At 72.2% G+C, this 22,377-nt stretch carries 26 protein-coding genes and 1 riboswitch; of the genes, 15 read left to right on the top strand and 11 right to left on the bottom strand.

Features of this window, described 5'->3' with window-relative positions; genetic code table 11:
- Window positions 1-138: 138 nt before the first annotated feature.
- Window positions 139-272, top strand: a riboswitch (FMN riboswitch).
- A gap of 85 nt (window positions 273-357) precedes the next feature.
- Genes QCD68_RS11060 through ribH form a run of 3 tightly spaced genes read left to right on the top strand, consistent with a single transcriptional unit; the run spans window position 358 to window position 2,212 of the window.
- Complete coding sequence (locus tag QCD68_RS11060; protein ID WP_301223040.1) at window positions 358-1,032, top strand: riboflavin synthase; 675 nt, start codon at window positions 358-360, stop codon at window positions 1,030-1,032.
- Entirely contained in the window at window positions 1,032-1,736 is a 705-nt protein-coding gene (gene ribB / locus QCD68_RS11055; protein WP_441005182.1) for a 3,4-dihydroxy-2-butanone-4-phosphate synthase, read from the top strand. The genes QCD68_RS11060 and ribB overlap by 1 nt, the downstream gene beginning before the upstream one ends.
- A complete protein-coding gene (gene ribH / locus QCD68_RS11050; protein ID WP_301223039.1) occupies window positions 1,733-2,212 on the top strand; it encodes a 6,7-dimethyl-8-ribityllumazine synthase in 480 nt (159 codons plus the stop codon). Before ribB ends, ribH begins: the two co-directional genes overlap by 4 nt.
- 68 nt (window positions 2,213-2,280) lie before the next feature.
- Here the strand turns inward: ribH and QCD68_RS11045 are convergent, their stop codons facing one another.
- Both QCD68_RS11045 and QCD68_RS11040 read right to left on the bottom strand, forming a co-directional pair.
- Entirely contained in the window at window positions 2,281-2,451 is a 171-nt protein-coding gene (locus QCD68_RS11045; RefSeq protein ID WP_181439189.1) for a hypothetical protein, read from the bottom strand.
- 66 nt (window positions 2,452-2,517) lie between these two features.
- Window positions 2,518-3,066 carry a TetR/AcrR family transcriptional regulator gene (locus QCD68_RS11040; protein ID WP_111074392.1) on the bottom strand — a complete coding sequence of 183 codons (549 nt, stop codon included), beginning with the start codon at window positions 3,064-3,066 and terminating at the stop codon, window positions 2,518-2,520.
- A 124-nt stretch (window positions 3,067-3,190) separates the two neighbouring features.
- Here QCD68_RS11040 and QCD68_RS11035 point away from each other — a divergent pair, with 124 nt between their 5' ends.
- The 5 genes from QCD68_RS11035 (at window position 3,191) to QCD68_RS11015 (ending at window position 9,394) form a co-directional block, all read left to right on the top strand.
- Entirely contained in the window at window positions 3,191-5,218 is a 2,028-nt protein-coding gene (locus QCD68_RS11035; RefSeq protein WP_301223038.1) for an aldo/keto reductase, read from the top strand.
- Entirely contained in the window at window positions 5,197-6,219 is a 1,023-nt protein-coding gene (locus QCD68_RS11030) for a LacI family DNA-binding transcriptional regulator (RefSeq protein WP_301223037.1), read from the top strand. The genes QCD68_RS11035 and QCD68_RS11030 overlap by 22 nt, the downstream gene beginning before the upstream one ends.
- 231 nt (window positions 6,220-6,450) lie before the next feature.
- Window positions 6,451-7,974, top strand: a complete 1,524-nt coding sequence (locus tag QCD68_RS11025) for an MFS transporter (protein ID WP_301223036.1) — start codon at window positions 6,451-6,453, stop codon at window positions 7,972-7,974.
- A 193-nt stretch (window positions 7,975-8,167) separates the two neighbouring features.
- Window positions 8,168-8,734, top strand: coding sequence for a flavin reductase family protein (locus QCD68_RS11020; RefSeq protein ID WP_253463829.1), 567 nt, complete (start codon window positions 8,168-8,170; stop codon window positions 8,732-8,734).
- Window positions 8,735-8,779: 45 nt separating this feature from the next.
- Window positions 8,780-9,394, top strand: coding sequence for a superoxide dismutase (locus tag QCD68_RS11015; protein ID WP_111074387.1), 615 nt, complete (start codon window positions 8,780-8,782; stop codon window positions 9,392-9,394).
- A 189-nt stretch (window positions 9,395-9,583) separates the two neighbouring features.
- Here the strand turns inward: QCD68_RS11015 and QCD68_RS11010 are convergent, their stop codons facing one another.
- The 6 genes from QCD68_RS11010 to upp all read right to left on the bottom strand — a co-directional run bounded on the left by QCD68_RS11010 (window position 9,584) and on the right by upp (window position 15,830).
- Window positions 9,584-10,159: a hypothetical protein gene (locus tag QCD68_RS11010; protein WP_301223035.1), complete on the bottom strand. Its 576-nt coding sequence runs from the start codon at window positions 10,157-10,159 to the stop codon at window positions 9,584-9,586.
- A 97-nt stretch (window positions 10,160-10,256) separates the two neighbouring features.
- A complete protein-coding gene (locus tag QCD68_RS11005; RefSeq protein ID WP_301223034.1) occupies window positions 10,257-11,777 on the bottom strand; it encodes a serine hydrolase domain-containing protein in 1,521 nt (506 codons plus the stop codon).
- Complete coding sequence (locus QCD68_RS11000; protein WP_301223033.1) at window positions 11,774-13,138, bottom strand: cryptochrome/photolyase family protein; 1,365 nt, start codon at window positions 13,136-13,138, stop codon at window positions 11,774-11,776. The genes QCD68_RS11005 and QCD68_RS11000 overlap by 4 nt, the downstream gene beginning before the upstream one ends.
- Window positions 13,135-13,623: a MarR family winged helix-turn-helix transcriptional regulator gene (locus tag QCD68_RS10995; protein ID WP_253463820.1), complete on the bottom strand. Its 489-nt coding sequence runs from the start codon at window positions 13,621-13,623 to the stop codon at window positions 13,135-13,137. The genes QCD68_RS11000 and QCD68_RS10995 overlap by 4 nt, the downstream gene beginning before the upstream one ends.
- A gap of 247 nt (window positions 13,624-13,870) precedes the next feature.
- Entirely contained in the window at window positions 13,871-14,668 is a 798-nt protein-coding gene (locus QCD68_RS10990; protein WP_301223032.1) for a winged helix-turn-helix domain-containing protein, read from the bottom strand.
- 526 nt (window positions 14,669-15,194) lie between these two features.
- Window positions 15,195-15,830, bottom strand: coding sequence for a uracil phosphoribosyltransferase (gene upp / locus QCD68_RS10985; protein WP_301223031.1), 636 nt, complete (start codon window positions 15,828-15,830; stop codon window positions 15,195-15,197).
- Between the two features lie 102 nt (window positions 15,831-15,932).
- On the opposite strand from upp, the gene QCD68_RS10980 reads away from it, so the two are divergent.
- Window positions 15,933-16,364 carry a nucleoside deaminase gene (locus QCD68_RS10980; protein ID WP_301223051.1) on the top strand — a complete coding sequence of 144 codons (432 nt, stop codon included), beginning with the start codon at window positions 15,933-15,935 and terminating at the stop codon, window positions 16,362-16,364.
- Between the two features lie 27 nt (window positions 16,365-16,391).
- On the opposite strand, the gene QCD68_RS10975 is transcribed toward QCD68_RS10980, so the two are convergent.
- Window positions 16,392-17,348, bottom strand: coding sequence for a cation diffusion facilitator family transporter (locus QCD68_RS10975; RefSeq protein ID WP_221850198.1), 957 nt, complete (start codon window positions 17,346-17,348; stop codon window positions 16,392-16,394).
- A gap of 75 nt (window positions 17,349-17,423) precedes the next feature.
- Between QCD68_RS10975 and proC the strand changes: the two genes are divergently transcribed.
- On the top strand, window positions 17,424-18,254 hold the full coding sequence (gene proC / locus QCD68_RS10970; RefSeq protein WP_301223030.1) for a pyrroline-5-carboxylate reductase: 831 nt from the start codon (window positions 17,424-17,426) through the stop codon (window positions 18,252-18,254).
- 5 nt (window positions 18,255-18,259) lie between these two features.
- Here the strand turns inward: proC and QCD68_RS10965 are convergent, their stop codons facing one another.
- Both QCD68_RS10965 and QCD68_RS10960 read right to left on the bottom strand, forming a co-directional pair.
- Window positions 18,260-18,955, bottom strand: coding sequence for a potassium channel family protein (locus tag QCD68_RS10965; protein ID WP_301223029.1), 696 nt, complete (start codon window positions 18,953-18,955; stop codon window positions 18,260-18,262).
- Window positions 18,948-20,384 carry a TrkH family potassium uptake protein gene (locus tag QCD68_RS10960; RefSeq protein WP_301223028.1) on the bottom strand — a complete coding sequence of 479 codons (1,437 nt, stop codon included), beginning with the start codon at window positions 20,382-20,384 and terminating at the stop codon, window positions 18,948-18,950. Before QCD68_RS10960 ends, QCD68_RS10965 begins: the two co-directional genes overlap by 8 nt.
- Window positions 20,385-20,456: 72 nt before the next feature.
- On the opposite strand from QCD68_RS10960, the gene QCD68_RS17500 reads away from it, so the two are divergent.
- From QCD68_RS17500 to QCD68_RS10935, 5 genes are all read left to right on the top strand, one after another.
- A complete protein-coding gene (locus QCD68_RS17500) occupies window positions 20,457-20,972 on the top strand; it encodes an ArsR/SmtB family transcription factor (RefSeq protein WP_111074378.1) in 516 nt (171 codons plus the stop codon).
- A gap of 88 nt (window positions 20,973-21,060) precedes the next feature.
- Entirely contained in the window at window positions 21,061-21,255 is a 195-nt protein-coding gene (locus QCD68_RS10950) for a helix-turn-helix domain-containing protein (protein WP_111074377.1), read from the top strand.
- 146 nt (window positions 21,256-21,401) lie between these two features.
- Entirely contained in the window at window positions 21,402-21,500 is a 99-nt protein-coding gene (locus QCD68_RS10945) for a 30S ribosomal protein bS22 (protein WP_003792170.1), read from the top strand.
- A 151-nt stretch (window positions 21,501-21,651) separates the two neighbouring features.
- Entirely contained in the window at window positions 21,652-21,906 is a 255-nt protein-coding gene (locus QCD68_RS10940; RefSeq protein ID WP_111074376.1) for a glutaredoxin family protein, read from the top strand.
- Entirely contained in the window at window positions 21,903-22,196 is a 294-nt protein-coding gene (locus QCD68_RS10935; protein WP_110902607.1) for a Dabb family protein, read from the top strand. Before QCD68_RS10940 ends, QCD68_RS10935 begins: the two co-directional genes overlap by 4 nt.
- Window positions 22,197-22,377 lie beyond the last annotated feature (181 nt).

Genomic DNA, 22,377 nt, shown 5'->3' with positions numbered 1-22,377 from the left:
TGGCCGCTGCTGGTCGAGTCCGCGTCGGCGCACCGGCCGTCGGACGGGAGGCCCGCCACGCCTCCGAGACGCCGCGTGACGTCCGGCGGATGGTCCGCCCGCGACGGTCGGGGGGCTGGGGTATCGTCGGGGACACGCAAGCGCTCCGGGGTCGGTGCAAGTCCGAACCGGTGGTGACAGTCCACGAGCGCCGCGCCGGGTCCGCCCGGGGCGGGGTTGACCCGGTGCAATTCCGGGACCGACGGTGAAAGTCCGGACGGGAGGAAGCGCTGACGGAAGGTGACGGTCGTTCTGCGACTCCACCTGCCGCCCGCCGACGTCCGTCGCGCGCCCTGGAGTCCCGTTGAGAGGACACCAGTGTTCACCGGCATCATCGAGGAACTCGGCACCGTCACCGCCGTCGACGAACGAGGCGACTCCGTCGCGCTCACCGTCCGCGGCCCGCTCGTCGTCTCCGACGCGCAGCACGGCGACTCGATCTCGGTCTCGGGCGTCTGCCTGACCGTCGTCGAGCAGACCCCGGAGACCTTCACCGCCTTCGTCATGAAGCAGACGCTCGACATGAGCGCCCACGGGTCGCTGCGGTCCGGCGACCGGGTCAACCTGGAGCGCGCCGCCTCGGTCGGGGACCGCCTCGGCGGCCACATCGTGCAGGGCCACATCGACGGCACCGCGACCGTCCTCGAGACCGACGACGGGGACGGCTGGCGGCGGGTGCGGTTCGCGCTGACGCCGGAGCTCAGCCCGCTCGTGGTCGACAAGGGCTCGATCGCCATCGACGGCGTCTCGCTGACGGTCAGTGCGGTGTCGCCGGAGTCCACGGCGCCCGACGCCGCCTGGTTCGAGGTCAGTCTCATCCCGGAGACCCTGGCCGCAACCACGCTCGGTGCGCGGGTGCCCGGCGACCGCGTCAACATCGAGACCGACGTCCTGGCACGGCACGTCCGCCGGATGCTGCGGCTGGACGCTGCTGCCGCCGGTGCCGCTGGTGCTGTCGCCGCCGGCGCGCCGGTCGGGGCGGAGGCTCGGTGATGGCCGCCGACACCGCCCCCGTCTCGCCGGCGGTCACCGCTCCGGCTGCCGCCCCGGGGCTCTCCTCCGTCGAGCAGGCGATCGCCGCCATCGCGGCCGGTCGCCCGGTGATCGTCGCCGACGACGAGCACCGTGAGAACGAGGGCGACGTCGTCCTCTCCGCCGAACTCGCCACCCCGGAGTGGATCGCCTGGACGGTCGCGCACTCGTCCGGGTTCATCTGCGCGCCCGTCAGTGCCGAGATCGCCGATGCCCTCGACCTGCCGCCGATGGTCCAGCACAACGAGGACGTCCGTGGCACCGCGTACACCGTCACGGTCGACGCGGCCGTCGGCGTGACGACCGGCATCAGCGCCCACGACCGGGCCCGCACGCTCCGGGTCCTCGCCGACCCGACGTCGGTCCGCGCCGACCTGCACCGCCCTGGGCACGTCGTGCCGCTGCGAGCACGGGCCGGCGGGGTCCGCGAGCGCGCCGGGCACACCGAAGCCGCGATCGACCTCGTCACCGCTGCCGGGCTGCGGCCCGCGGCGGCGATCTGCGAGATCGTCGACGAGCAGGGCGGCATGATGCGCCTGCCGGAGCTCGTCGGACTCGGGACACGCGAGGGCGTGCCCGTCATCACCATCGCCGCGCTGGCCACCTGGCTGGACGCGGCCGACCGGGCGACGGACGTCGCCCGCACCGAAGGGACACACGCATGAGCGGAGCAGGAGCGGCGGAGCGCGGGCTCGTCGACGGCAGCGGCATCCGGGTCGCGGTCATCGCCGGACAGTGGCACGACGTCATCGCGAACGGGCTCCTGGCCGGGGCGCAGCGCGAGATCGAACGGCTCGGCGCCACGGCCCAGGTCGTCCCCGTGCCGGGCAGCTTCGAGCTGCCGGTCGTCGCGAAGGTCGCGCTGGAGTCGGGCTTCGACGCCGCGGTCGCCCTCGGCGTCATCATCCGCGGTGGCACCCCGCACTTCGAGTACGTCTCCGACGCCGCGACGAGTGGGCTGACGAAGGTCGCGATCGAGACCGGCAAGCCCGTCGGCTTCGGTGTGCTCACCCTCGACGACGAGCAGCAGGGCATCGACCGTGCCGGGCTGCCCGGGTCGAAGGAGGACAAGGGCGCCGAGGCCGCACACGCCGCCATCGCCACCGCCGTCACCCTGCGGGAGCTGCGCACCAACGCCTGACCTGCGGCTGTACGCAGAACGGCCCCGTACCGAGAGGTGCGGGGCCGTTCTGCGTGTGCGGTGTGTGACTACCGCTTGCCGAACACGTGGATCGGCAGGAAGAAGGAGAGGCTCATCAGCAGCACGCCGGCGATGAACACGAAGGCCTGGCCGGAGGCGACCTGGAACGCGAACCCGAACAGGTACATCGACACCAGCAGCAGCAGGATCGAGAAGACAGCAGCGATGACGCGGCCCACGGTGGTACCTCCGGGAATCAGCGGGTAGAACGAACTCAGTCTATCCCCAGGACCGGGTGCGCTGGTTCACGGAGCGGGTTTCGTCGCGATCAGGCGGTCGACGACCTGCAGCAGTGCCGCCATGTCCACCGAGGCCCGGTCCGGGCGGACGTCGCTCGCCGCCCCGAGGGACGCCGCGTGGTACAGCCCGTCGCCCAGGAGCTTGACGGCCTGCGCTGTGGGGACGTCCCCGAGCGCGTCGACCAGGGTGGCGAGCCAGGCGTTCTCGGTCTCGTCGAGGGTCCGGCCGGCCTCCTCGTACCCGGCCTGCTGCAGGCGCGAGGCGGCGAGCAGGGCCAGGTCGAGCTCACTGCCGACGAACTGGCAGTTCTCGACGAAGTAGCGCGCGGGACCGTCCTCGGCCGATCGCATCCGCTCGATGTCCAGCGCGGACAGGTCGGCGAGTCGTTCGCACAGCCCCTCGACCAGGGCCGCCTTGGAGCCGAAGTGGTAGAGCAGTCCGCCCTTCGAGACACCGGCGCGGGCGGCGACGGCGTCGAGGGTCGCGGGACGCTCGCCGTCCTCGCACACGATGGCGACGAAGCTGTCGAGGACGCGGTCGCGAGCACTTGCCATGCGCACGAGTCTAGGGACCCACCGAGGTGAACAGTCGCCGTGAACGTTCACGCACCCTTGTTCTGCGGGCTGTCCGCGGCTAGCCTCGCTCCGACCGTGAAGGTTCACGACGAACAGGATCCGCATGTCAGCGCAGACCGCGACCCCCACACCCACCACGAACGACATGACCCCCGGCTGGGCGGTCCTCGGCCCCGGGGGCATCGCCCGCCGCTTCCTCGCCCAGCTGTCCAGCAGCAGCGGCCGACTCGTCGCCGCCGGCAGCTCGTCACTCGAGCGGGCCCAGGCCTTCGCGGACGAGGCCGCCGAGCACGGGTTCCCCGACGTCACCGCGGGCACCTACGACGACGTGCTCGCCGACCCGCGGGTGGACGCCGTCTACATCGCGACCGTGCACACCGGGCACGCAGCCCTCGTGCTCGCGGCGCTCCGGGCCGGCAAGGCCGTGCTCTGCGAGAAGCCGCTGACGCCGAACCACGGCACGACGATGGCGCTCGTCGACGCCGCCCGCCAGGCTGGCCTGCCACTGGTCGAGGCGTTCATGTACCGCTTCCACCCGCAGACCGCCGCCTTCCTCGACCTCGTCCGTGACGGCGCGATCGGCACCGTCACCCACGTCGACGCGTCCTTCGCGTTCCGGACCGAGGAGCGCACCGGCCGGCTCTTCGACGTCGAGACCGCCGGCGGAGGGATCCTCGACGTCGGCTGCTACCCGGTCACCATGACCGCGGCGATCGTGCAGGCCGCCACCGGGGTCCGCGTCGCCGAACCGGTCGAGCTGCACGCCGTGGGGACCCTCGGGCCGACCGGGGTGGACGAGTGGACCGTTGCCAGCGCGACGTACCCGACCGGCATCACCGCGAGCCTCCGCACCGGCGTCCAGGTCGAGGACACGAACGCCGTCGTCGTGCACGGCACCCGCGGCACGATCACGCTCCGCGACCCCTGGACCATCGGCGGCGACCCGGTGATCGAGGTCCGCACGGTCGACGCCGCACCGACCGAGACGTCCTTCGCAGGTGCCGCCCCCTACGGACTCGAAGCCGACGCCACCATCGACGCCCTCCGTGCCGGCCGGGTCGACACCCCGCAGATGACCACCGACGAGAGCCTCGCCGCCGCCCGCACGCTCGACCGCTGGCGCGCCGCGATCGGCCTGCGCTACCCGTTCGAGGCGGAGACCGCCGACATCCCCACCGTCAGCGGCCGCCCGCTCACCGTCGCGTCCCACGCCCCGATGACGTACGGCCAGCTCCCCGGCATCGACAAGCGCGTCTCCCGTCTGGTGATGGGCGTCGACAACCAGCCCGACCTGGCGCACGCGAGCGCGATCTTCGACCACTTCGTGGAACAGGGCGGCACGGTCTTCGACACCGGCTACGTCTACGGCGGCGGCGTGCTCGAGGGCCGACTCGGCGCCTGGATCCGGAACCGCGGCATCCGGGAGGACGTCGTCGTCATCACCAAGGGCGCCCACACGCCGTACTGCGACCCGGAGTCGCTCACCCGCCAGCTGCTCGAGAGCCTGGAACGCCAGGGCACCGACTACGCGGACGTCTACATGATGCACCGGGACAACCCGGACATCCCGGTCGGGGAGTTCGTCGACGTCCTCGACGAACACCGCCGTGCGGGCCGCATCCGGGTGTTCGGCGGATCGAACTGGACCCCCGCCCGCTTCGACGAGGCGAACGCCTGGGCCGCGGCGAACGGCAAGCACGGGTTCGAGGTGCTCAGCAACCACTTCGGACTCGCCGAGGCGCTCGACGTCCCCTGGGCCGGGTGCGAGCACGTCACCGACGCCGCGTCCAAGCAGTGGCTCGAGGAGCGCCAGGTCCCGCTGCTGCCCTGGTCGTCGCAGGCCCGCGGGTTCTTCACCGGCCGGGCGCGTCCGGACGACACCAGCGACGCCGAACTCGTCCGCTGCTACTACTCGGACGCCAACTTCGAACGCCTGCGCCGGGCCGAGGAGCTCGGCGCGCAGTACGGCGTCCCGGCGACCGCGATCGCCCTGGCCTACGTCCTGCACCAGCCGTTCCCGACGTTCCCGCTGTTCGGCCCGCGCACCATCGCCGAAGCCCGCTCGTCGATGCTCGGCCTGACCGTCGACCTCACGCCCGAGCAGGTGGCATGGCTCGACCTCCGCAGCTGACCGGCGCCGGTGGCCGCGCGACGATCCTCGACGTCGCCGCGGCCGCCGGGGTCTCCCGGCAGACGGTCACCCGCGCGGTGAACGGTCTGCCGGGGATCAGCGACGCCACGAAGGAACGGGTCCTCGCCGCCGCCGCGGCGCTCGACTACCGGCCGTCCCGGTTCGGTCGGGGCCTCGTCTCCGGCGGCGCGCACCAGCTCGGACTGCTCGTCGACGACCTGCGGAACCCGTACTCACCCGAACTCGCCGCGGCGGTCCTCCGACTGGCCGCAGCCCGCGGGTGGAACGTGATGCTCGCCGACGTCGGCCTGGCGGGTGACTCGGACCGGTCGGTGCAGGACCTCGGCGCCCAGAGCGACGTCGTCATCGGCTACCTCGGCGCCCGCGCACCGGAGTGGATCGAACGCCTCGGTCCGGTGCCGGTCGTCGAGCTCGACCCGCACGGTGTCCCCACACGCGGTGCCGTCCGGCTCGACCCGACGGACGCGGTGGAGGCCCTCGCCGACCACCTGGTCTCGGTCGGCGTGAAGCACCCCCTCGTCCTCGACGCGCCCACGGTCGCCCGAGCGTCGGTTGAGCCGAGCACCCGTGGCGCCCTCCTGCTCGACGCGCTCCGCCGCCGCGGGTACCTGCCGGCGCACGTCGTCGCCACCGCGGCCTCGGCCGACGCGGGTGCCGCGGGGACGACCGCGGCGCTCGAGCGACACCCCCGACTCGACGCCGTCGTCGCGTTCAACGACGTGATGGCCCTCGGCGCGCTCGCCGCCTGCCGTCGCGCCGACGCCGGGGTCCCCGACCGTGTCCGCGTCATCGGCATCGACGGACTGACGCTCGGCACGCTCGTCGCACCGACGCTCACCACGCTCGCGGTCGACCTCGACGAGGTGGCGCGGCACGCGGTCGACCTGGCACTCGGCATGCTCGACGGCTCGCTGCCGCGGTCCGGCCCGTCGGTCGAGCGGGTCGTCCGCCACCGGCTGGTCGTGCGCGAGTCCGCCTGACCTGTGACCAGTCCTCCTGACCTGGGGACTGGTCGACCACCGGACGGGAGGCACGGGGCGGGCCGGATCCGCGCCTCCCGACCGCCATTGGTTGCATTTGCAACCACCACCGTCCGGACGGTACACTAACGGAACCCTGACGGGGCGCGTGACGACTTCCGCGTCCCGTCTCGTCTGCGCTCGGCCCCTCGAGGCCGACGGCGCGACACGCTCGAAGTCCTGGAGTCCGCCATGTCCGCCCTGCTCACCAGCCCCGTCGCCACCCGGATCACCACCAGTCGTGGTTCCCGGTTCGCCGCGCTCGCGGTGCTCATGCTGCCGGTGCTGCTCATCTCGGTCGACAACACCGTCCTGAGCTTCGCGCTGCCCTCGATCTCGCGCGCCCTGCACCCCGACGCCACCACCCAGCTCTGGATGGTCGACGCCTACCCGCTCGTCCTCGCCGGCCTGCTCGTCGTGATGGGCAGCATCGGCGACCGCATCGGCCGCCGCCGGATCCTCGTCATCGGCGCGACCGGCTTCGCCCTGCTCTCCGCCGCCGCGGCGTTCGCCACCGAGGCCTGGATGCTCGTCGCCGCACGCCTCGCGATGGGTGTCTTCGGCGCGATGCTCATGCCGGCGACGCTCTCGATCATCCGCAACGTGTTCCCGGACGCCGGCGAACGGCGCCTGGCCCTGGCGGTCTGGTCGACGATGTTCGCCGCCGGCAACGCCCTGGGCCCGCTCGTCGGCGGTGTGCTGCTCGCGCACTTCCACTGGGGCAGCGTCTTCCTCGTCGCCGTGCCGATCCTGGTCGTGATGCTCGTCGCCGTGCCGTTCTGCGTGCCGGAGTCCCGCGACCCGGAGCCCGGGCCGGTCGACGTCCCGAGCATGCTGCTGTCCCTCGGCGCCCTCGCCCCCACGGTCTGGGCGATCAAGTCCCTCGTCCACCCGGAGGAGCGCGGTCTCGCGATCGCCATGGTCGCCGTCGGTGTGCTCTGCGGCATCGCGTTCGTCCGGCGGCAGCTGCGCTCCCGCACGCCGATGCTCGACATGCGCCTGTTCCGCAGCACTGCCTTCACCGGCAGCGTCCTGATGAACATGGCGGCGATGTTCTCGCTCACCGGGTTCCTGTTCTTCATCGCGCAGCACCTGCAGCTCGTCGCCGGCCTCGACCCGTTCGCCAGCGGTGTGGTGCTGATCCCCGGCGCCGTCCTGACGATCATCGCGGGCCTCGCCGTGGTGCCCGTCGTCGCCCGGGTCGCACCGCGCTGGGTCGTGTCCGTGTCGCTGCTGTTCTCGGCCGCCGCGTACGCCCTCGTCGCCGTGCTCGGCCACCACGCCTCGATCGCCGCGCTGGCGTTCGCGTTCGTGCTGCTCGGCATCGGCATCGGTGCGTCCGAGACCGTGACGAACGACCTCATCATCTCGACCGCGCCGGCGCACAAGTCCGGCGCCGCGTCGGCGATCTCGGAGACCGCGTACGAGATCGGCGCCGTGCTCGGCACCGCCGTCCTCGGCACCATCCTCGCCACCGCGTACCGGGCACACGTCGTCGTGCCGGACGGGCTGTCCTCGACCGCGCACACCGCGGCGGGGGAGACCCTCGGCGGAGCCGTCGCCGCGGCGACGCAGCTCGGCGGGTCGGCGGGGCAGGTCCTGCTGGAGTCGGCCCGGGCCGCCTTCGACTCCGGGGTCACCACGACGGCTGGCGTCGCTGCGGCGCTCATGGTCGTCGCGGCGGCCGGTGCCGTCGTCATGCTGCGGAAGCGCTGACCCGCCGCCGGTGCGGCCCGGTCCGTACCGCCGCGTCGGTGCGCGGGACGGGGCGCTCGCGCGGCGTCGCGGCACGCCCGGGGATGAGCCGATCCTGTGAATCATGGACCGGCACCCGGGCACAGGTCCTACGTTGGGGGGTGGCCGCGACGACCGCGGCCGCACCCACGAACGAGGAACGACCACGACTGACATGCCCGACGCCGCCCCGGTCGACGTCCCCCAGCCCGGCACCCCCGCCGCCCCGCCCGAGGTCGACGCCACCACGGCCGACATCACCGCCGCGTACAAGGACGCCTTCCGCGGGCACCCCGCCGGCGTCGCCGTGATCACCGCCGAGGGCCCGGACGGACCGACCGGCCTCACCGCGTCGAGCGTGGCCTCGGTCGCGGTCGACCCGCCCGTGCTGGTGTTCTCGCTCTCCACGAACTCCGGGTCCGCCGGGGTCGTCCTCGGCGCACCGCTGTTCGTGGTGCACCTGATGGACGCCCGCGGTGTGGCCCTCGCCAAGCGCTTCGCCTCGACCGGCAGCCCCGCGGCCGACGACCCGATCTGGGGACGGCTGCCCTCCGGCGACCGCTACCTCCCCGACGCCGCCAGCGCCCTGCGCTGCCGACCGCTCTCGACCACGCCCATCGGCAGCTCGACCGTCGTCGTCGCCGAGGTGCTCGACATCGTCGTCGGCCTCGACCGGGGCGAGCCGCTGGTCTACCACAACCGGGAATTCCACTCCCTGACCGATCGTTCCCGGCTCTCGTGAGCCGCGGAGCCCCGCACCCCACATCACCGATCGAAAGGACCGCCCATGGCTGAGTACACCCTGCCCGAGCTCCCGTACGACTACGCCGCCCTCGAGCCGCACATCAGCGGCAAGATCATGCAGCTGCACCACGACAAGCACCACCAGGCGTACGTCACCGGTGCGAACACCGCCCTGCAGCAGCTCGGCGAGGCCCGCGAGTCCGGCAACTTCGGTGCGATCAACAAGCTCGAGAAGGACCTGGCGTTCCACCTCGGTGGCCACGTCAACCACTCGATCTTCTGGACCAACCTCGGCCCGGACACGAAGGTCCCGGAGGGCGAGCTCGCCGCCGCGATCGACGAGTTCTTCGGCTCGTTCGAGAAGTTCCAGGCCCAGTTCGCCGCGGTCGCCAACGGCATCCAGGGCTCCGGCTGGTCCGTCCTGGCCTGGGACGTCGTGGGCCAGAAGCTCGCCACGTTCCAGCTGTTCGACCAGCAGGGCAACATCCCGTTCGGTCTCGTCCCGATCTTCATGCTCGACATGTGGGAGCACGCCTTCTACCTCGACTACCTCAACGTCAAGGCGGACTACGTCAAGGCCGTGTGGAACATCGTCGACTGGGAGAACGTGGCCGCGCGCTTCGAGAACGCCAAGTCGCAGAGCTTCGTCACGCTCTGAGCGTCACCGACGTGGGTCGCTGAGGCGACCACCTGACGAACGGGAGGCCCGGTACCAGCTGGTACCGGGCCTCCCGTCGTCCCGTGGTGCGGTCGGACCCGCTGGTCGTCGGTCGCTGGTCGTCGGTCACCGGTCGTCGGTCGCCGGCACCGCCCGCCGGCCACCGCCCGCCCGCTGCCCGCTGCTCGGTCAGCGAGCGGCGACGTCGACCTCGGCGGCGAGCCGGCGAGCGACACCGCGGAGGACCGTGTCGGTGTGGGCGACGTCACCGTCGAGGACCGCTCCCCACTGCGCGCCCCGGGCAGCGAGCACGGCGGCCCCTGCGGCGCGGCGGGCGGTGGCGTCGTCGGCGCCGTGCGCCCGGGCCCAGGCGGCGAGGGTGTCCACGTGCGCCCGGTGCAGGCGGCGGTGCCGGTCGTGGTCGGACAGGCACTCGACCGAGCCGAGCTCGAACGTCAGGCGTGCCGCCAGGAAGCGCTCGGCGTCGTCGAGACCGCCGAAGACGCGGACCAGGTGGTCGGCGAGGGCCTGTTCGTCGGCGTCTGGGTCGAGGCAGACCGACAGGACCGGGTGGCTGAGGTGTTCGACCACGGCGTCGATGAGGCCGTCCCGCGAGCCGAAGTGGTACACGATCGGGTACGCGCTCGTGCCGAGGACCCGGCCCAGGCTCCGGACCGAGACGTCTTCGAGCCGGGTGTGGTGGAGGTGGTCCGTGACCTTGCAGACGATCGCGGGCTTGAGCGTCGGGTCCGGTTTGCGTGGCATGGTCTCTTCCGAAGGCGGTGATCGGGACGGATGACCGCCACGAGGACCGAGCGGACATGTCGCATTCTACCGGACGGTTCCGACACTCTGCCCTGCGCTAGACCGGCGTCGGCTCCGCGCGCACGGTCAGCGTCTGCACCAGACCGGCGGCGAGTGGCGCGAGACGGATCTCGACGCGCAGACGACCGTGCTCACCGGGCAGCCACCACCGCAGGTGCGTCGGCGTGCTCGACTGCTCGGCGACCGGGGTGCCACGGAGGTCGGCCCCAACAACGGCGACCGCGGCGTCGAGCGCGGCACGTCGGCGGTCCCAGGGCACGTCGAGCGGCACGTTCGGCGTGCAGATCGCGGCGGCTCGGTCGTCGTCCCAGTCGGCCAGGAGGCGCTGCACGGCCTGCTGGGCGGCTCGCGTCTCCGGCAACACCCGCTCCGGGGCGTCGGCGACCGGCGCGTGGGCGATCGACGTGTCGGCGATCGTGGCGTCGGCGATCGACGTGTCGGCGATCGACGCGTCGGCTCCGGACCGCACGTCGGCCAGGACGAGGTCGTGCGCCCGCGTGGCAGCCACCGACACCTTGGCCTGGGTGGCGTTCTCGAAGGCGACGACACCGAGGCCGGTCGACACCGACCACCGCATGTGCGCCGAGAACCCGGGGTAGCCGCCGGAGTGCGACACGATCGAGCCGACGACGGGGTCGTGCTCGACGAACAGCCCGAAGCCGTACCCGGTCGCCCGGGTCGATCCGGGCAGTGACTCGGCCGGGACCATCCGCATCGCCTGCTGCATCGCCCGACGTCCGGCGGTGTCCAGCGGGCCGGCGTTCGCGGCTGCGGGCTCCGAGAAGGGCGGCGCCGTGCCCTCGAACGCGCTCGCCAGCCAGGACGCCCAGCGGGCGAGGTCCCGCACGGTGGAGAAGAGCCCGCCGATCGGTGAGAACGCGCCGGGCCCCGGTGTCGTCAGGGCCTCCCAGGCGGAGCCGTGCGGCCGGTAGCCCGTCACGACGTGCCCGCGGGCGTCGGCGGCCGCGAACACGGTTTCGTCGAGTCCGAGGGGACGCAGGACCCGCTCGGTGGCGACGGACGTGAACGGCGCACCGGCGACGACGGCGACCACGCGGCCGAGCAGCGCGTAGCCGAGGTTCGAGTACGCGAAGCGCGTGCCCGGCACCGAGTCGAAGAGGAGCCCGGCGCCGAGGACGTCGTCGAGCTCGTCGTCGGAGATGCTCTCCTGCCGGTCACCCCACGGGTCGTCGGTGGGGAAGCCCGCGGACATCGTCAGGAGCATCCGGACGGTGGGCACGGGGGAGTCCGCGGTCGGCAGGGCCACCGACCGGAACGCCGGCACGAAGTCGGTGACCGGGGCGTCGAGCGACAGCAGCCCGTCGTCCACGAGTCCGAGCAGCGTCGTCGCGGTGACGCTCTTCGTGCACGACGCGATCCGGTACACGGTGTCAACGTCGGGCGCCGTGCCGTCCCCGCGGTCCCCGGCACCACCGGAGGCCACGAGTCCGTCGCGGTCGAACACGCCCCAGACGCTGCTCGGGGCGATGCCGTCGGCGACCCGCTGCCGGTGCAGGGCGTCGACCTGGTCGAGCACCGCGGCGGACGGCCGGGTCATGCGCGCCGCATCTCGGCGTAGGCGTCGAGGGCACGCTGCCGGGTGGCCTTGAGGTCGACCATCGGCTCCGGGCGCGCTTCGTCGGCGGGCACCCAGCGGCGGACGTACTCCCGGTGCGGGTCGAAGCGCTCGAGCTGCCGGTCCGGGTTGAACACGCGGAAGTACGGCGCCGCGTCGAACCCCGAGCCCGCGACCCACTGCCAGTTCGCGGCGTTGTTGGCGGCGTCGGCGTCGACCAGCGTGTCCCAGAACCACTGCTCGCCGATCCGCCAGTCCACGAGCATGTTCTTCACGAGGAAGCTCGCCGTGGCCAGACGGACCCGGTTGTGCATCGCGCCGGTGTGCCAGAGCTCTCGCATGCCGGCATCGACCAGGTCGAAGCCCGTCGTGCCGTGGCGCCAGCGGTCGAGCTCCGACTCGGCGGCGTCCCGCCACGGGAAGGCGTCGAACTCACGACGGACGTTGGTGCGGGCGATGTCGTCGCAGTGGAAGTACTCGTTCCAGTTGAACTCGCGCCACGCGAGCTGGCGGAGGAACGCCGGCGCGGCACGTCGCTGGTCCGGCTCGAGGGTCTCGTGCATGCGGTGCCAGACCTGGTACGGGCTGATCTCGCCCCAGCGCAGGTGCGGCGACAGGCTGCTCGTCGCTGCCTGGGCCGGTTCGTCCCGCTGGTCGTAGTCGGCGAGGGCCTCGTCGACGAACCGCTCGAGACGGTCGGACGCACCCTGCTCACCGGGCGTCCACGCGTCGCGCATCCCGCCCGCCCAGTCCGGGGTCGTCGGCAGCAGGTCCCAGTCGTCGAGCGTGTCCGAGGCGACGTCCGGCGGTGCGGCGATCGTGTCCGGCTCGGGCCACGGGTGGCGGGGTTCGGGCATCGCCTGCGCCGCCCGCCAGAACGGTGTGAAGACCTTGAACGGCTCGCCCTTGCCGCTGAGGACCGTCCACGGCTCCCAGAGCAGGTTGGCCGCTGCGCTGTGGGCCTCGATGCCGCTGTCGATGAGGCCGGCCTTGATGCCCGCGTCGAGTTCACGCTCCACCAGGCCGTACCGGCGGTTCCAGAACACCGCGTCGGCGCCGGACTCCTGCACGAGGGCGGGGATGACCTCGGCCGCGGGGCCGCGTCGCAGCACGAGCCGCGAGCCGTACCCGCGCAGGTCGGCCTCGAGCGCGCTCAGGGACTGGTGGAGCCACCAGCGCGCCGCGGCACCGAACGGGCGGATGCCGTCGCTCTGCTCGTCGAGGACGTAGACGACCGTGACCGGACCGCTGCGGTCGGTGGCCGAGCGGAGGGCGGGGTTGTCGGCGATGCGCAGGTCGTCGCGCAGCCAGACGACGGAGCCACCCGCACCGTTCCCGCTCATGCCGGAGCCCCGACCGAGCGACGGGTCGGCGTGGTCGCCGCGGCGCCGATGCGCAGCTTCGTGCACAGCTCGGTGAGCGTGCGGAGTTCGGCGTCGTCGAGCCCGGCACCGACCTGGGCCGCGATCGTGGAGGCGTGCTGCACGGCGACTGTGCGGTACACGTCGAAGCCGTGTGGCGTGAGTGCGACGATCACCCCGCGGGCGTCCGTGGGGTCCGGCTGCTTCTCGACGATCCCCTTCGCGGCGAGCCGGTCCACCAGACGGCTGACGCTCGGTTGCGTGAGCAGGAGGTGCCCGGTCAGGTCACGCATCCGGCAGCGGCGTCCGGGCTGCGTGGAGAGGTTGAAGCACACGTCGTACTCGTTGAACGAGATCTCGGCGGACGGGAACTCGGTGTTGAGGTTCCGCATCACGGTGACCTGGGCGCGGAACAACGACTCCCAGGCGGCGACTGCGGTGGCCTTCTCGGTTCGGTGATCGCTCACGGGTCTTTCCCTCCGTCGGGTGGACCACCACCCTACCGACGGGCTCGGACACAGAACGCGGGCCGGCCGTCCTGGTGGACGACCGGCCCGCTCCCTTGCACCAAGAGATTCCTGCAATCACATTCCACAGCCGGTGCCACAGCAAACACCGTCTGCACGACCGACTGTATAACGGTGCGGTAACGCCGGGGAAGGGCGCCTCGCCGTCGAATCCTGCGAGTTGTCCGATCGGCGCACGAGAGCAGTTTCAGAAGAGGTCGGGCGAGGGGGTGGAGGCGTAGCGGACCGAGACGTCGGCGTGGCGGTCGAACCGGTAGCCCACGCCCCGGACGGTCCGGACGATCTCCTCGAACGCGCCGAGCTTCGACCGCAGCCGACGAACGTGCACGTCGATGGTGCGCTCGTTCGGGGTCTCGTCCTCACCGTCTGACCACAGGCCCTCGATGATCGCCGAACGGTCGACCGTGCGGCCCTCGCGGAGGACCAGGAACTGCAGGAGCTCGAACTCCTTGAAGGTCAGCGGCGCCGCTTCGCCGTCCAGGACGACACGCTTCCGAGAGATGTCGATGACGACCCCGGTCTCCTCGGGCTCGGGCTTCTCGGTCTGCTTGCGCGCCGCGACCGCCGAGCGGTCCTGCAGGGCCAGACGGACCACGTCGACGTCCCGCCCACCCGAGCCCTCGGCGGCGACGGCGACGGCCGCGTAGGTCTCGGCGGAGGGGACGAGCTGGGCGGTGAGGGCCTTCAGCTGTTCGACGACGGCGGCCAGCGTCGTGCCGGCGGCCGCGGCGGCGGCCTCGTCGAGACCGACGTACAGGGCGAACCCACGGGCCTCCGTGCCCTCCGGCAGCGCCCGGTTGCGGGGCGGCGCGACGACCGGGCTGGTCGGGACGGCGGAGCGGTCCGCGACGGGGCGGGCGGGCTGCGTCGGCAGCACGGCCGGGCGACGGCCGCGGATCGGCGTCACGCTGCCGAGGTCGGTGGTGGTCGGCGCGGCGGTGCGGAGCGCGGGGGCGGTGCGGGGCTGGGCGATGGTGAGCGACATGGTGCGGTCTCCGGGTGGTGCAGGGGCCGTGCACGGGGTGGTGCAGCGGCCGGTGTCGAATGCGTCGGCCCGGATCAACGGCGGTGTCGGTGACGGCTGGCGCAGGAGTCGCTGCGGCAGCGTTCGCCGAGGGGCCCTGCGGTCGTCGCCGACCGGGGCTGGTCCGGGGGAGCGGGGTCCGACCTCGCGACGGTGGTGCGCGTCGTCGACGAGGTCGTCACCGGGGGATCACACGCGCGCGACGGGGGTGGTGTCGCGGGGGATCCGGCTGGAACGGGTACCGATCAGGCACACATTCGACAACGCATGACCGCCGTGGTCGGCATCATCATGCCGACGGTCCCCGAGGCCTCGTGGAGGGCGCGAGTGGACACGGTTGCAGTCATGGCATGAGTATCTGCGGTATACCAACGCCGTGTCAACCGTCCGCACGGACGGTCGACGGATGCGGACAGTCGCCGACGACGGACGGGAGGCTGCCCACCGGTCCGGTGGGCAGCCTCCCGTCAGGAGTGCGGTGCGGCGGCTACTCGGCCAGGCCGTAGAGACGGTCGCCGGCGTCGCCGAGGCCCGGCACGATGTAGCCGTTCTCGTCGAGGCGCTCGTCGAGCGCGCCGAGGACGATGGTCACGTCACGGTCGCCGACGGCGGCCTCGAGTGCCGTGAGGCCCTCGGGGGCACCGAGGATGCAGACGCAGGTCACGTCGACGGCGCCACGGGCGAAGAGGAAGTCGATGGCCGCGGCGAGCGTGCCACCGGTCGCGAGCATCGGGTCGAGCACGAAGCACTGCCGGTTCGACAGGTCGTCGGGCAGGCGCTCGGCGTAGGTCTGCGGCTCGAAGGTGACCTCGTTGCGGGCCATGCCGAGGAACCCGACCTCGGCCGTGGGGACCAGCTTGACCATGCCCTCGAGCATGCCGAGGCCGGCGCGCAGGATCGGGACGACGAGCGGCCGGGGCTTCGCGATGGCGACGCCCATGGTCTGCGCGACCGGGGTGGTGATCGGCGTGGCCGTCACCCGGACGTTGCGCGTGGCCTCGTACGCCAGGAGCGTGACGAGTTCCTCCGTCAGGGCGCGGAACGTGGGGGAGGGAGTGGTCCGGTCGCGGAGCACCGAGAGCTTGTGGGTGATGAGCGGGTGGTCGGCGACGTGGACTCGCATAGGGTCGAGCGTACCGTGCCGCACCCCTCCCGGCGGTCGCGGTCCCGCCGGACGATCGGAGCACCCGTGGAGCACCCGGCGCACCGCCCGTTCGTCCCCGCGATGGAACGCGCGCTGGCCGAGGCCCGTGCGTGTCTCGACACCGGCGACGTCCCGGTCGGTGCCGTCGTCCTCGACGCCGACGGCGCGGTGGTCGCCGTCGGGCGGAACGAGCGGGAGGCCCGTCAGGACCCGACCGCGCACGCCGAGGTCCTTGCGCTCCGCGCCGCCGCGGCGGTCACCGGCGACTGGCACCTGGCCGGGCACACCCTGGTCGTGACGCTGGAGCCGTGCCCGATGTGTGCCGGCGCAGCACTGGCGGCACGCGTGCCACGGATCGTGTTCGGCGCCTGGGACCCGAAGGCCGGCGCGAGCGGCAGCGTCTACGACATCGCGCGGGACCGCCGGCTGCCGCACCGGGCCGAGGTGGTGGCCGGCGTGCTCGAGGACGCGTGTGCGGCGGTGCTCGACGCGTTCTTCGCCGAGCGACGCTGACCGCCGAGCGAGCCCGGGGCGGCCTGGTCAGTCGGCGGCGCGCAGGACGATCGCCTCGGTCGACGGGTGTGGGCCGTCGTGCCGGACGTCGGGCTCGATGTAGATGACCCGGGCGATCGGGACGGCTGCCCGGACCCGCTGCTCGACCGTGTCGATGCCCGCGGCGACGTCACCGAGTCGGCGGTCCCCGTCGACGGCGACCTTCACGCCGACCATCAGTTCCTCCGGCCCGAGGTAGAGGGTCTTGAGGTGGATGATCGAGTCGACCTCGGGGCCGTCGAGCACCGCCTGCTTGATGCGTGCGACGTCGCCGGAGCTCGCACCCTCGCCGACGAGCAGGCTCTTCGTCTCGACGCCGAGGACGAGTGCCACGGCGATGAGCAGCACCGCGATGAGGACCGTGCCGATCGCGTCGAACACCCCGTTGCCGGTGATCGCCGTCAGGCCGACGCCGAACAGCGCGAACACCAGGCCGATCAGGGCCGCGGTGTCCTCGAGCATCACGACGGGCAGCTCCGGGGCCTTGGCGCGACGGACGAACTGGACCCAGGACTGCCCGCCCTTCTGCGGTGCCGCCTCCTTGAGTGCGGTACGGAGCGAGAACCCCTCGAGCCCGATCGCGATGACGAGCACCACCATCGGCAGCCACCAGTTGTCGAGCGGGTGCGGGTGCGCGAACTTCTCGATGCCCTCGTAGAGCGAGAACACGCCGCCGACCGAGAACAGCACGATCGACACGACGAACGCGTAGACGTAGCGCTCGCGGCCGTGGCCGAACGGGTGCTCTTCGTCCGCGGCCTTCTTCGCCTTCCGGCCACCGAGCAGCAGGAGCAGCTGGTTCGCGGAGTCCGCCAGGGAGTGCACCCCTTCGGCGAGCATCGACGCGGATCCGCTGATCGCCGCGGCGATGAACTTCACGATCGCGATCCCGATGTTCGCACCGAGTGCGGCGAAGATCGCCTTCGTCCCTCCGGAAGCGCTCATGTGGCTGTCCGACCCCTTCTCTCACCCGACCTGGACCACGATCCTAGGCTGCCGGTCCTCGCTAGGTTGGTGGCCATGACCATCGAACTGCCCCGCGTCGCCATGCTCGGCGTCGGCTCCATGTCCGGCGCGGTCCTGCAGGGCCTCCTGGCCTCCGGCGTGGCGCCCGACACCGTCGTCGTCACGACCCGGTCCGAGTCCTCGGCGGCGGCGCACCGTGCGACCGGGCTCGACGCCACCGCGACCGAGACCGACCCGGACGCCAACCGTGCGGCCGTCCGCGGTGCCGGACTCATCGTCCTGGGGGTGAAGCCGTTCGGCATCGTCGACCTGCTCGACGAGGTCGCCGGGGACCTGGCCCCGGACGCGGTCGTCGTCAGTGTCGCCGTCGGGGTGACGACCGAGACGATGCAGGCGCACGTTCCCGAGGGCGTCCGGGTGGTCCGGGCGCTCCCGAACACCCCGATCGGGGTCGGCCTCGGGGTCACCGGCATCAGCGCAGGGTCATCGGCGGACACGGACGCGACGGCACTCGCCGCGCACGTGTTCGCGGTCTCGGGCGAGGTCATCGAGGTGCCGGAGTCGCAGCTCGACGCCCTGTCCGCGGTCTCCGGCTCCGGCCCCGCCTACGTCTTCCTGCTCGTCGAGCAGTGGCAGCGGGCCGCCGAGGCGCTCGGGTTCACGCACGAGCAGGCGCGCACGATGGTGCAGGGGACCGTCCGGGGCGCGGTCGAGCTCCTGGCCCGCTCGGGCAGCGAGCCGGCGGACCTGCGCCGCGCGGTGACGAGCCCGAAGGGGACCACCGAGCGTGCGGTCACCGTGCTGCAGGAGGCGGACCTGACGGGGACGCTCGAGCGGGCTGCGCGCGCCGCGATCGCCCGGGCCGAGGAGCTGTCCCGCCTCTGAGCGGGCTACTCGAGCGCGGCGAACCGCTCGAGGTCGGTCTCGGTGCCGGAGACGATGATCACGTCGTCCTCGCCGATGACGCTGTCCGGGGTCGCCGGCACGAACGCCTGACCGGGCGGCTTGATGCCGAGCACCGTCAGGCCGAAGCGCGTCCGGATCACCGTCGTCGCCAGGTCCCGCCCGCGGACGGCCCGCGGCGGGAACATCTTGACCACGGCGAAGTCGTCGTCGAACTCGATGAAGTCGAGCATCCGGCCGGACACCAGGTGCGCCGTCCGCTCGCCGGCCTCACGCTCCGGGTACACCACGTGGTTCGCACCGATGCGGCTCAGGATCGTGCCGTGTGACCGGCTGATCGCCTTCGCCCAGATCTGCGGGACCCCGAGGTCGACGAGGTTCGCGGTGATGAGGACGCTCGACTCGAGGTCCGAGCCGGTGCCGACGACCGCGATCGCGAAGTCCTGTGCCCCGATCTGCATCAGGGCGTCCATGTCGGTCGCGTCGGCCTGCACCGCGTGCGTGACCCGGTCTGACCACTTCTGCACCAGGGCGGCGTCGGTGTCGACCACCAGGACGTCACGCCCCTGACGCTCGAGCTGGCCGGCCGTGGCGGCACCGAAGCGGCCGAGCCCGATGACCAGCACGGGAGCGTCGTGGCTGACGGGGCCCTGCTGGTGGTGCGTGCGGTTTCGGTCAGCCAACGATCGGCCTCTCCTCGGGACGGCGGAACAGCTGCCGGCTCTGACTCGCTGCGAGCGCGGCGGCGATGGTCACTGTACCGACCCGGCCGAGGAACATCGTGGCGGCGAGCACGTACTTGCCGGAGTCCGGCAGGTCGGCGGAGACCCCGGACGACAGGCCGCACGTGGCGAACGCGGAGATCACCTCGAACAGGACCCGGTCGAGCGGCTCGTGCGTGATCTGCAGCAGCACGACCGTGGCGATCGCGACGATGGTGGCACCCCACAGGACGATCGCCACGGCGACGCGGAGGACGTCACTCGGGATTCGCCGGCCGAACGCCTCCATGCTCTGCCGGCCACGGGCCTCCGCGACGGCCGCCAGGAACAGCACGGCGAGCGTGGTGACCTTGATGCCGCCGGCGGTGGAGGCGGAGCCGCCACCGATGAACATGAGCATGTCCGTGACGAGGAGGCTCGACCCGTGCAGCTCGTCGAAGTCGACGAGTGAGAACCCGCCTGACCGCGTCATCGTCGACAGGAACAGCGCCTGGAAGGCCGTGCGGCCGGCGCCCTCGCGACCGAAGGTGGCGGGGTTCGAGGCCTCGAGCGCGATGTAGGTCACCGCCCCGCCGAGCAGCAGGACGCCGCTGGTCACCAGCGTGAGCTTGACGTGGATCGGCCAGCGCCTGGGGGAGCGCAGCTGCTTCGTGAGCGTGCGGATCACCGGGAAGCCGATCGAGCCGGCCACCACGCCGACCATGAGCAGGGTGAGGAACCAGTAGTCGTGCGCGAACGGGTCGAGTCCGGAGGCGTTCGGTGCGAAGCCGGTGTTCGTGAACGCCATCGCGGCGTAGTAGAACGAGTCACCGACCGCCGACCAGAACGGGATGCCCGTCACCAGGACGCTCGGCAGCAGCAGCAGACCCAGGACGATCTCGATCGACAGGGTGCTCACCGCGACGGTCAGCAGCAGTGTGCCGACGTCGCCGAGCCGGACCGCCTGCCCTTCCGGGACGGCTCCGTGGTGGGTCCGCAGCGGGTTGGAGTCGCCCGCGGCGATGAGCTTCGCGCGGAGTCCGAGCCGGCGGGTGACCACCAGGCCGAGGATCGACGCGAACGTCAGGACCCCGAGTGCGCCGATCTGCGTCCCGATCACGACGAGGACCTTGCCGAACACCGACCAGTGCGTCGCCATGTCGACCGTCGCGAGCCCGGTGACGCAGACCACGCTCGCCGCGGTGAAGAGCGCGTCGGAGAAGTCGGTCGTCGTCCCGTCGGCCGCGGCCATCGGCGTCATGAACAGCACCGTGAACAGGAAGATCAGCACGATGAAGACCAGGATCGCCAGGCGGGAGGGCGACGACCGCAGCGCCGTGGTGATCCGGCCCGGGTGTCGCCGGGCCGACGCGGCGCCCGGGGCGGGGACCGGCTCGGTGCGGTCGAGCATCGTATGCCTCCGGGGACATGGGCGGGACGGTTCGTCATGGTACATCCGCACCGCGGCGGTTAGCCTCTCCCCATGGCCGACATCTTCAGCGTCGTCGCGGACCCGACGCGGCGTGCACTGCTGGGCGAACTGCTCACCGCGTACGGGGCAGACGCGACCGGCGGCGAACTCAGCGTCGGACAGCTCGTGCTGCGTCTCGGCGTGAGTCAGCCCACCGTGTCGAAGCACCTCCGCGTGCTCCGCGACATCGGGCTCGTCACCAGCCGTGAAGAGGGGCAGCACCGCTACTACCGCCTGGACCCGGAACCCCTGCTCGGCATCGAGGACTGGGTCGTCCCCTTCACCAACGCGGTGGACGCCGACGGCACCCCGGCGACGACGTCCTGGACGCCGGACGGCCAGCCGGTCTCGTTCCGACGGAGTGGGGCGACCGGCAAGGGCACCGTCGAGGTCGGCACCGAGCTGGGCCGCGTGATGGCCGAGGCGTCGCACCGCGCCACCGTCGCGTTCACCGGCGCGCAGCAGGGCTGGGAGCGTGTCGTCGACCGCGGTCGGCGCCGGTTCACGAAGCGCCCCGAAGACGACTGAGCGGCTGCTGGACAGCGAGGCTCACGCGCCTCTACAGTGTCCAGAGACCACACAGGTCACAACAAGCAAGCCAGCCCGAAGGCGGATCATGACCGGCAGTTTCGACGACGTGCGCTTCCTCACCGTCGCGGAGGTCGCCGAGATGATGCGGGTCTCCAAGATGACGGTCTACCGCATGGTGCACGCCGGCGAGCTCCCCGCCATCCGGTTCGGTCGGTCCTTCCGGGTCCCCGAGTCGGCGGTCGCGGAGATGCTCCGCGGTGGCATCGCCGACGTCGGCTGACCCGACGCATCCGCCCCGGGCGTCCACCGTCCGTTCCGGCGCCGTTCGACATCGCGTCAGCCCTCCGGTAGACTCGGGCAGGTTGATTTTCCGCGGCTTCATCGGCCCGGTGTCCGTACATCACCATCAGTCCGAGCGAGGTCCACATGGGTTCTGTCATCAAGAAGCGTCGCAAGCGCATGGCGAAGAAGAAGCACCGCAAGCTCCTTCGCAAGACGCGTCACCAGCGTCGCAACAAGAAGTAAGTCGCAAGACTTGCCGCAGAAGCCCCGGTTCGCCGGGGCTTTCGCATTTCCCGGGGCAGTCTCACGCCGCACGGATCCGCTCGGATCCCCGCCACGGCGCGGATGCAGGGCCACCAGCCGGGCCGGGGACCCGCCGGACTACCCTGGGGGCATGCCCGCCGTGACACTCCTCACCAAACCCGGATGCCACCTCTGCGACGACGCGCGACCCGTCGTGGAACAGGTCGTGTCCGCGCACCCCGGCACGACCCTCCAGGAACGGTCGATCCTCGACGACGACGCGCTCCGCGAGGAGTACTCCGAGGACATCCCCGTCGTCCTGGTCGACGGCCGCGTGCACAGCAACTGGCACGTCGATGCCGAGCGACTCGCCCGGGCGATCGAACTGGCGGAGGCTCGCGCATGATCCGCCACGTCGTCTCCTGGACCCTGCGTGAGGACCTCGACCGCGCCGTCGCCGTCGCCCGGGTGCGCGAACTGCTCACCGGCCTGGTCGGCGTCATCGGATCGATCCGGTCGCTCGAGGTCGTCGAGAACGTCGCCTACCCGGGGAAGAACCAGGACCTGGCGGTCGTCGCGACCTTCGACGACCTCGCCGGCCTGGACGAGTACCAGTTCCACCCGGAGCACCAGGCCGCTGCCGCCGAGATCCGCGCGATGGTCACCAGCCGCGCGGCCATCGACTGGCAGGACTGAGGCCGGCGCAGCCCGGCCGCGGCGCCGGGGGCCGGCGCGGCGGCGGCGGCCGGGGCGGCGGCGGGGGGGGGGGGGGGGGGCGGGCGGGGGGGCCGGGGCCCCCGCCCCCGGGCGGCCCGCCCGGCCCCGGCGGGGGGCGGCGACGTCGTGCACGCCTGGAGCTGGGAGAACGGCCGTCTGG

Origin of the sequence: Curtobacterium sp. PsM8 (genome assembly GCF_030433875.1) — a bacterium.
In the GTDB taxonomy this organism is placed as follows: Bacteria; Actinomycetota; Actinomycetes; order Actinomycetales; family Microbacteriaceae; genus Curtobacterium.
The sequence above is the reverse complement of the archived record's forward strand: the minus strand, read 5'-3'. Positions and strand labels throughout refer to the sequence as shown.

What these genes read in the sequence shown, in the direction of transcription:
- ribB (WP_441005182.1), top strand. Translation starts at nt 1,032, where the DNA reads ATGGCCGCCGACACCGCCCCCGTCTCGCCGGCGGTCACCGCTCCGGCT.
- ribH (WP_301223039.1), top strand. Translation starts at nt 1,733, where the DNA reads ATGAGCGGAGCAGGAGCGGCGGAGCGCGGGCTCGTCGACGGCAGCGGC.
- QCD68_RS11040 (WP_111074392.1), bottom strand. Translation starts at nt 3,066, where the DNA reads ATGGCAAGTGCTCGCGACCGCGTCCTCGACAGCTTCGTCGCCATCGTG.
- QCD68_RS11035 (WP_301223038.1), top strand. Translation starts at nt 3,191, where the DNA reads ATGTCAGCGCAGACCGCGACCCCCACACCCACCACGAACGACATGACC.
- QCD68_RS11030 (WP_301223037.1), top strand. Translation starts at nt 5,197, where the DNA reads ATGGCTCGACCTCCGCAGCTGACCGGCGCCGGTGGCCGCGCGACGATC.
- QCD68_RS11025 (WP_301223036.1), top strand. Translation starts at nt 6,451, where the DNA reads ATGTCCGCCCTGCTCACCAGCCCCGTCGCCACCCGGATCACCACCAGT.
- QCD68_RS11020 (WP_253463829.1), top strand. Translation starts at nt 8,168, where the DNA reads ATGCCCGACGCCGCCCCGGTCGACGTCCCCCAGCCCGGCACCCCCGCC.
- QCD68_RS11015 (WP_111074387.1), top strand. Translation starts at nt 8,780, where the DNA reads ATGGCTGAGTACACCCTGCCCGAGCTCCCGTACGACTACGCCGCCCTC.
- QCD68_RS11010 (WP_301223035.1), bottom strand. Translation starts at nt 10,159, where the DNA reads ATGCCACGCAAACCGGACCCGACGCTCAAGCCCGCGATCGTCTGCAAG.
- QCD68_RS11005 (WP_301223034.1), bottom strand. Translation starts at nt 11,777, where the DNA reads ATGACCCGGCCGTCCGCCGCGGTGCTCGACCAGGTCGACGCCCTGCAC.
- QCD68_RS11000 (WP_301223033.1), bottom strand. Translation starts at nt 13,138, where the DNA reads ATGAGCGGGAACGGTGCGGGTGGCTCCGTCGTCTGGCTGCGCGACGAC.
- QCD68_RS10990 (WP_301223032.1), bottom strand. Translation starts at nt 14,668, where the DNA reads ATGTCGCTCACCATCGCCCAGCCCCGCACCGCCCCCGCGCTCCGCACC.
- upp (WP_301223031.1), bottom strand. Translation starts at nt 15,830, where the DNA reads ATGCGAGTCCACGTCGCCGACCACCCGCTCATCACCCACAAGCTCTCG.
- QCD68_RS10980 (WP_301223051.1), top strand. Translation starts at nt 15,933, where the DNA reads ATGGAACGCGCGCTGGCCGAGGCCCGTGCGTGTCTCGACACCGGCGAC.
- QCD68_RS10975 (WP_221850198.1), bottom strand. Translation starts at nt 17,348, where the DNA reads ATGAGCGCTTCCGGAGGGACGAAGGCGATCTTCGCCGCACTCGGTGCG.
- proC (WP_301223030.1), top strand. Translation starts at nt 17,424, where the DNA reads ATGACCATCGAACTGCCCCGCGTCGCCATGCTCGGCGTCGGCTCCATG.
- QCD68_RS10960 (WP_301223028.1), bottom strand. Translation starts at nt 20,384, where the DNA reads ATGCTCGACCGCACCGAGCCGGTCCCCGCCCCGGGCGCCGCGTCGGCC.
- QCD68_RS17500 (WP_111074378.1), top strand. Translation starts at nt 20,457, where the DNA reads ATGGCCGACATCTTCAGCGTCGTCGCGGACCCGACGCGGCGTGCACTG.
- QCD68_RS10950 (WP_111074377.1), top strand. Translation starts at nt 21,061, where the DNA reads ATGACCGGCAGTTTCGACGACGTGCGCTTCCTCACCGTCGCGGAGGTC.
- QCD68_RS10945 (WP_003792170.1), top strand. Translation starts at nt 21,402, where the DNA reads ATGGGTTCTGTCATCAAGAAGCGTCGCAAGCGCATGGCGAAGAAGAAG.
- QCD68_RS10940 (WP_111074376.1), top strand. Translation starts at nt 21,652, where the DNA reads ATGCCCGCCGTGACACTCCTCACCAAACCCGGATGCCACCTCTGCGAC.
- QCD68_RS10935 (WP_110902607.1), top strand. Translation starts at nt 21,903, where the DNA reads ATGATCCGCCACGTCGTCTCCTGGACCCTGCGTGAGGACCTCGACCGC.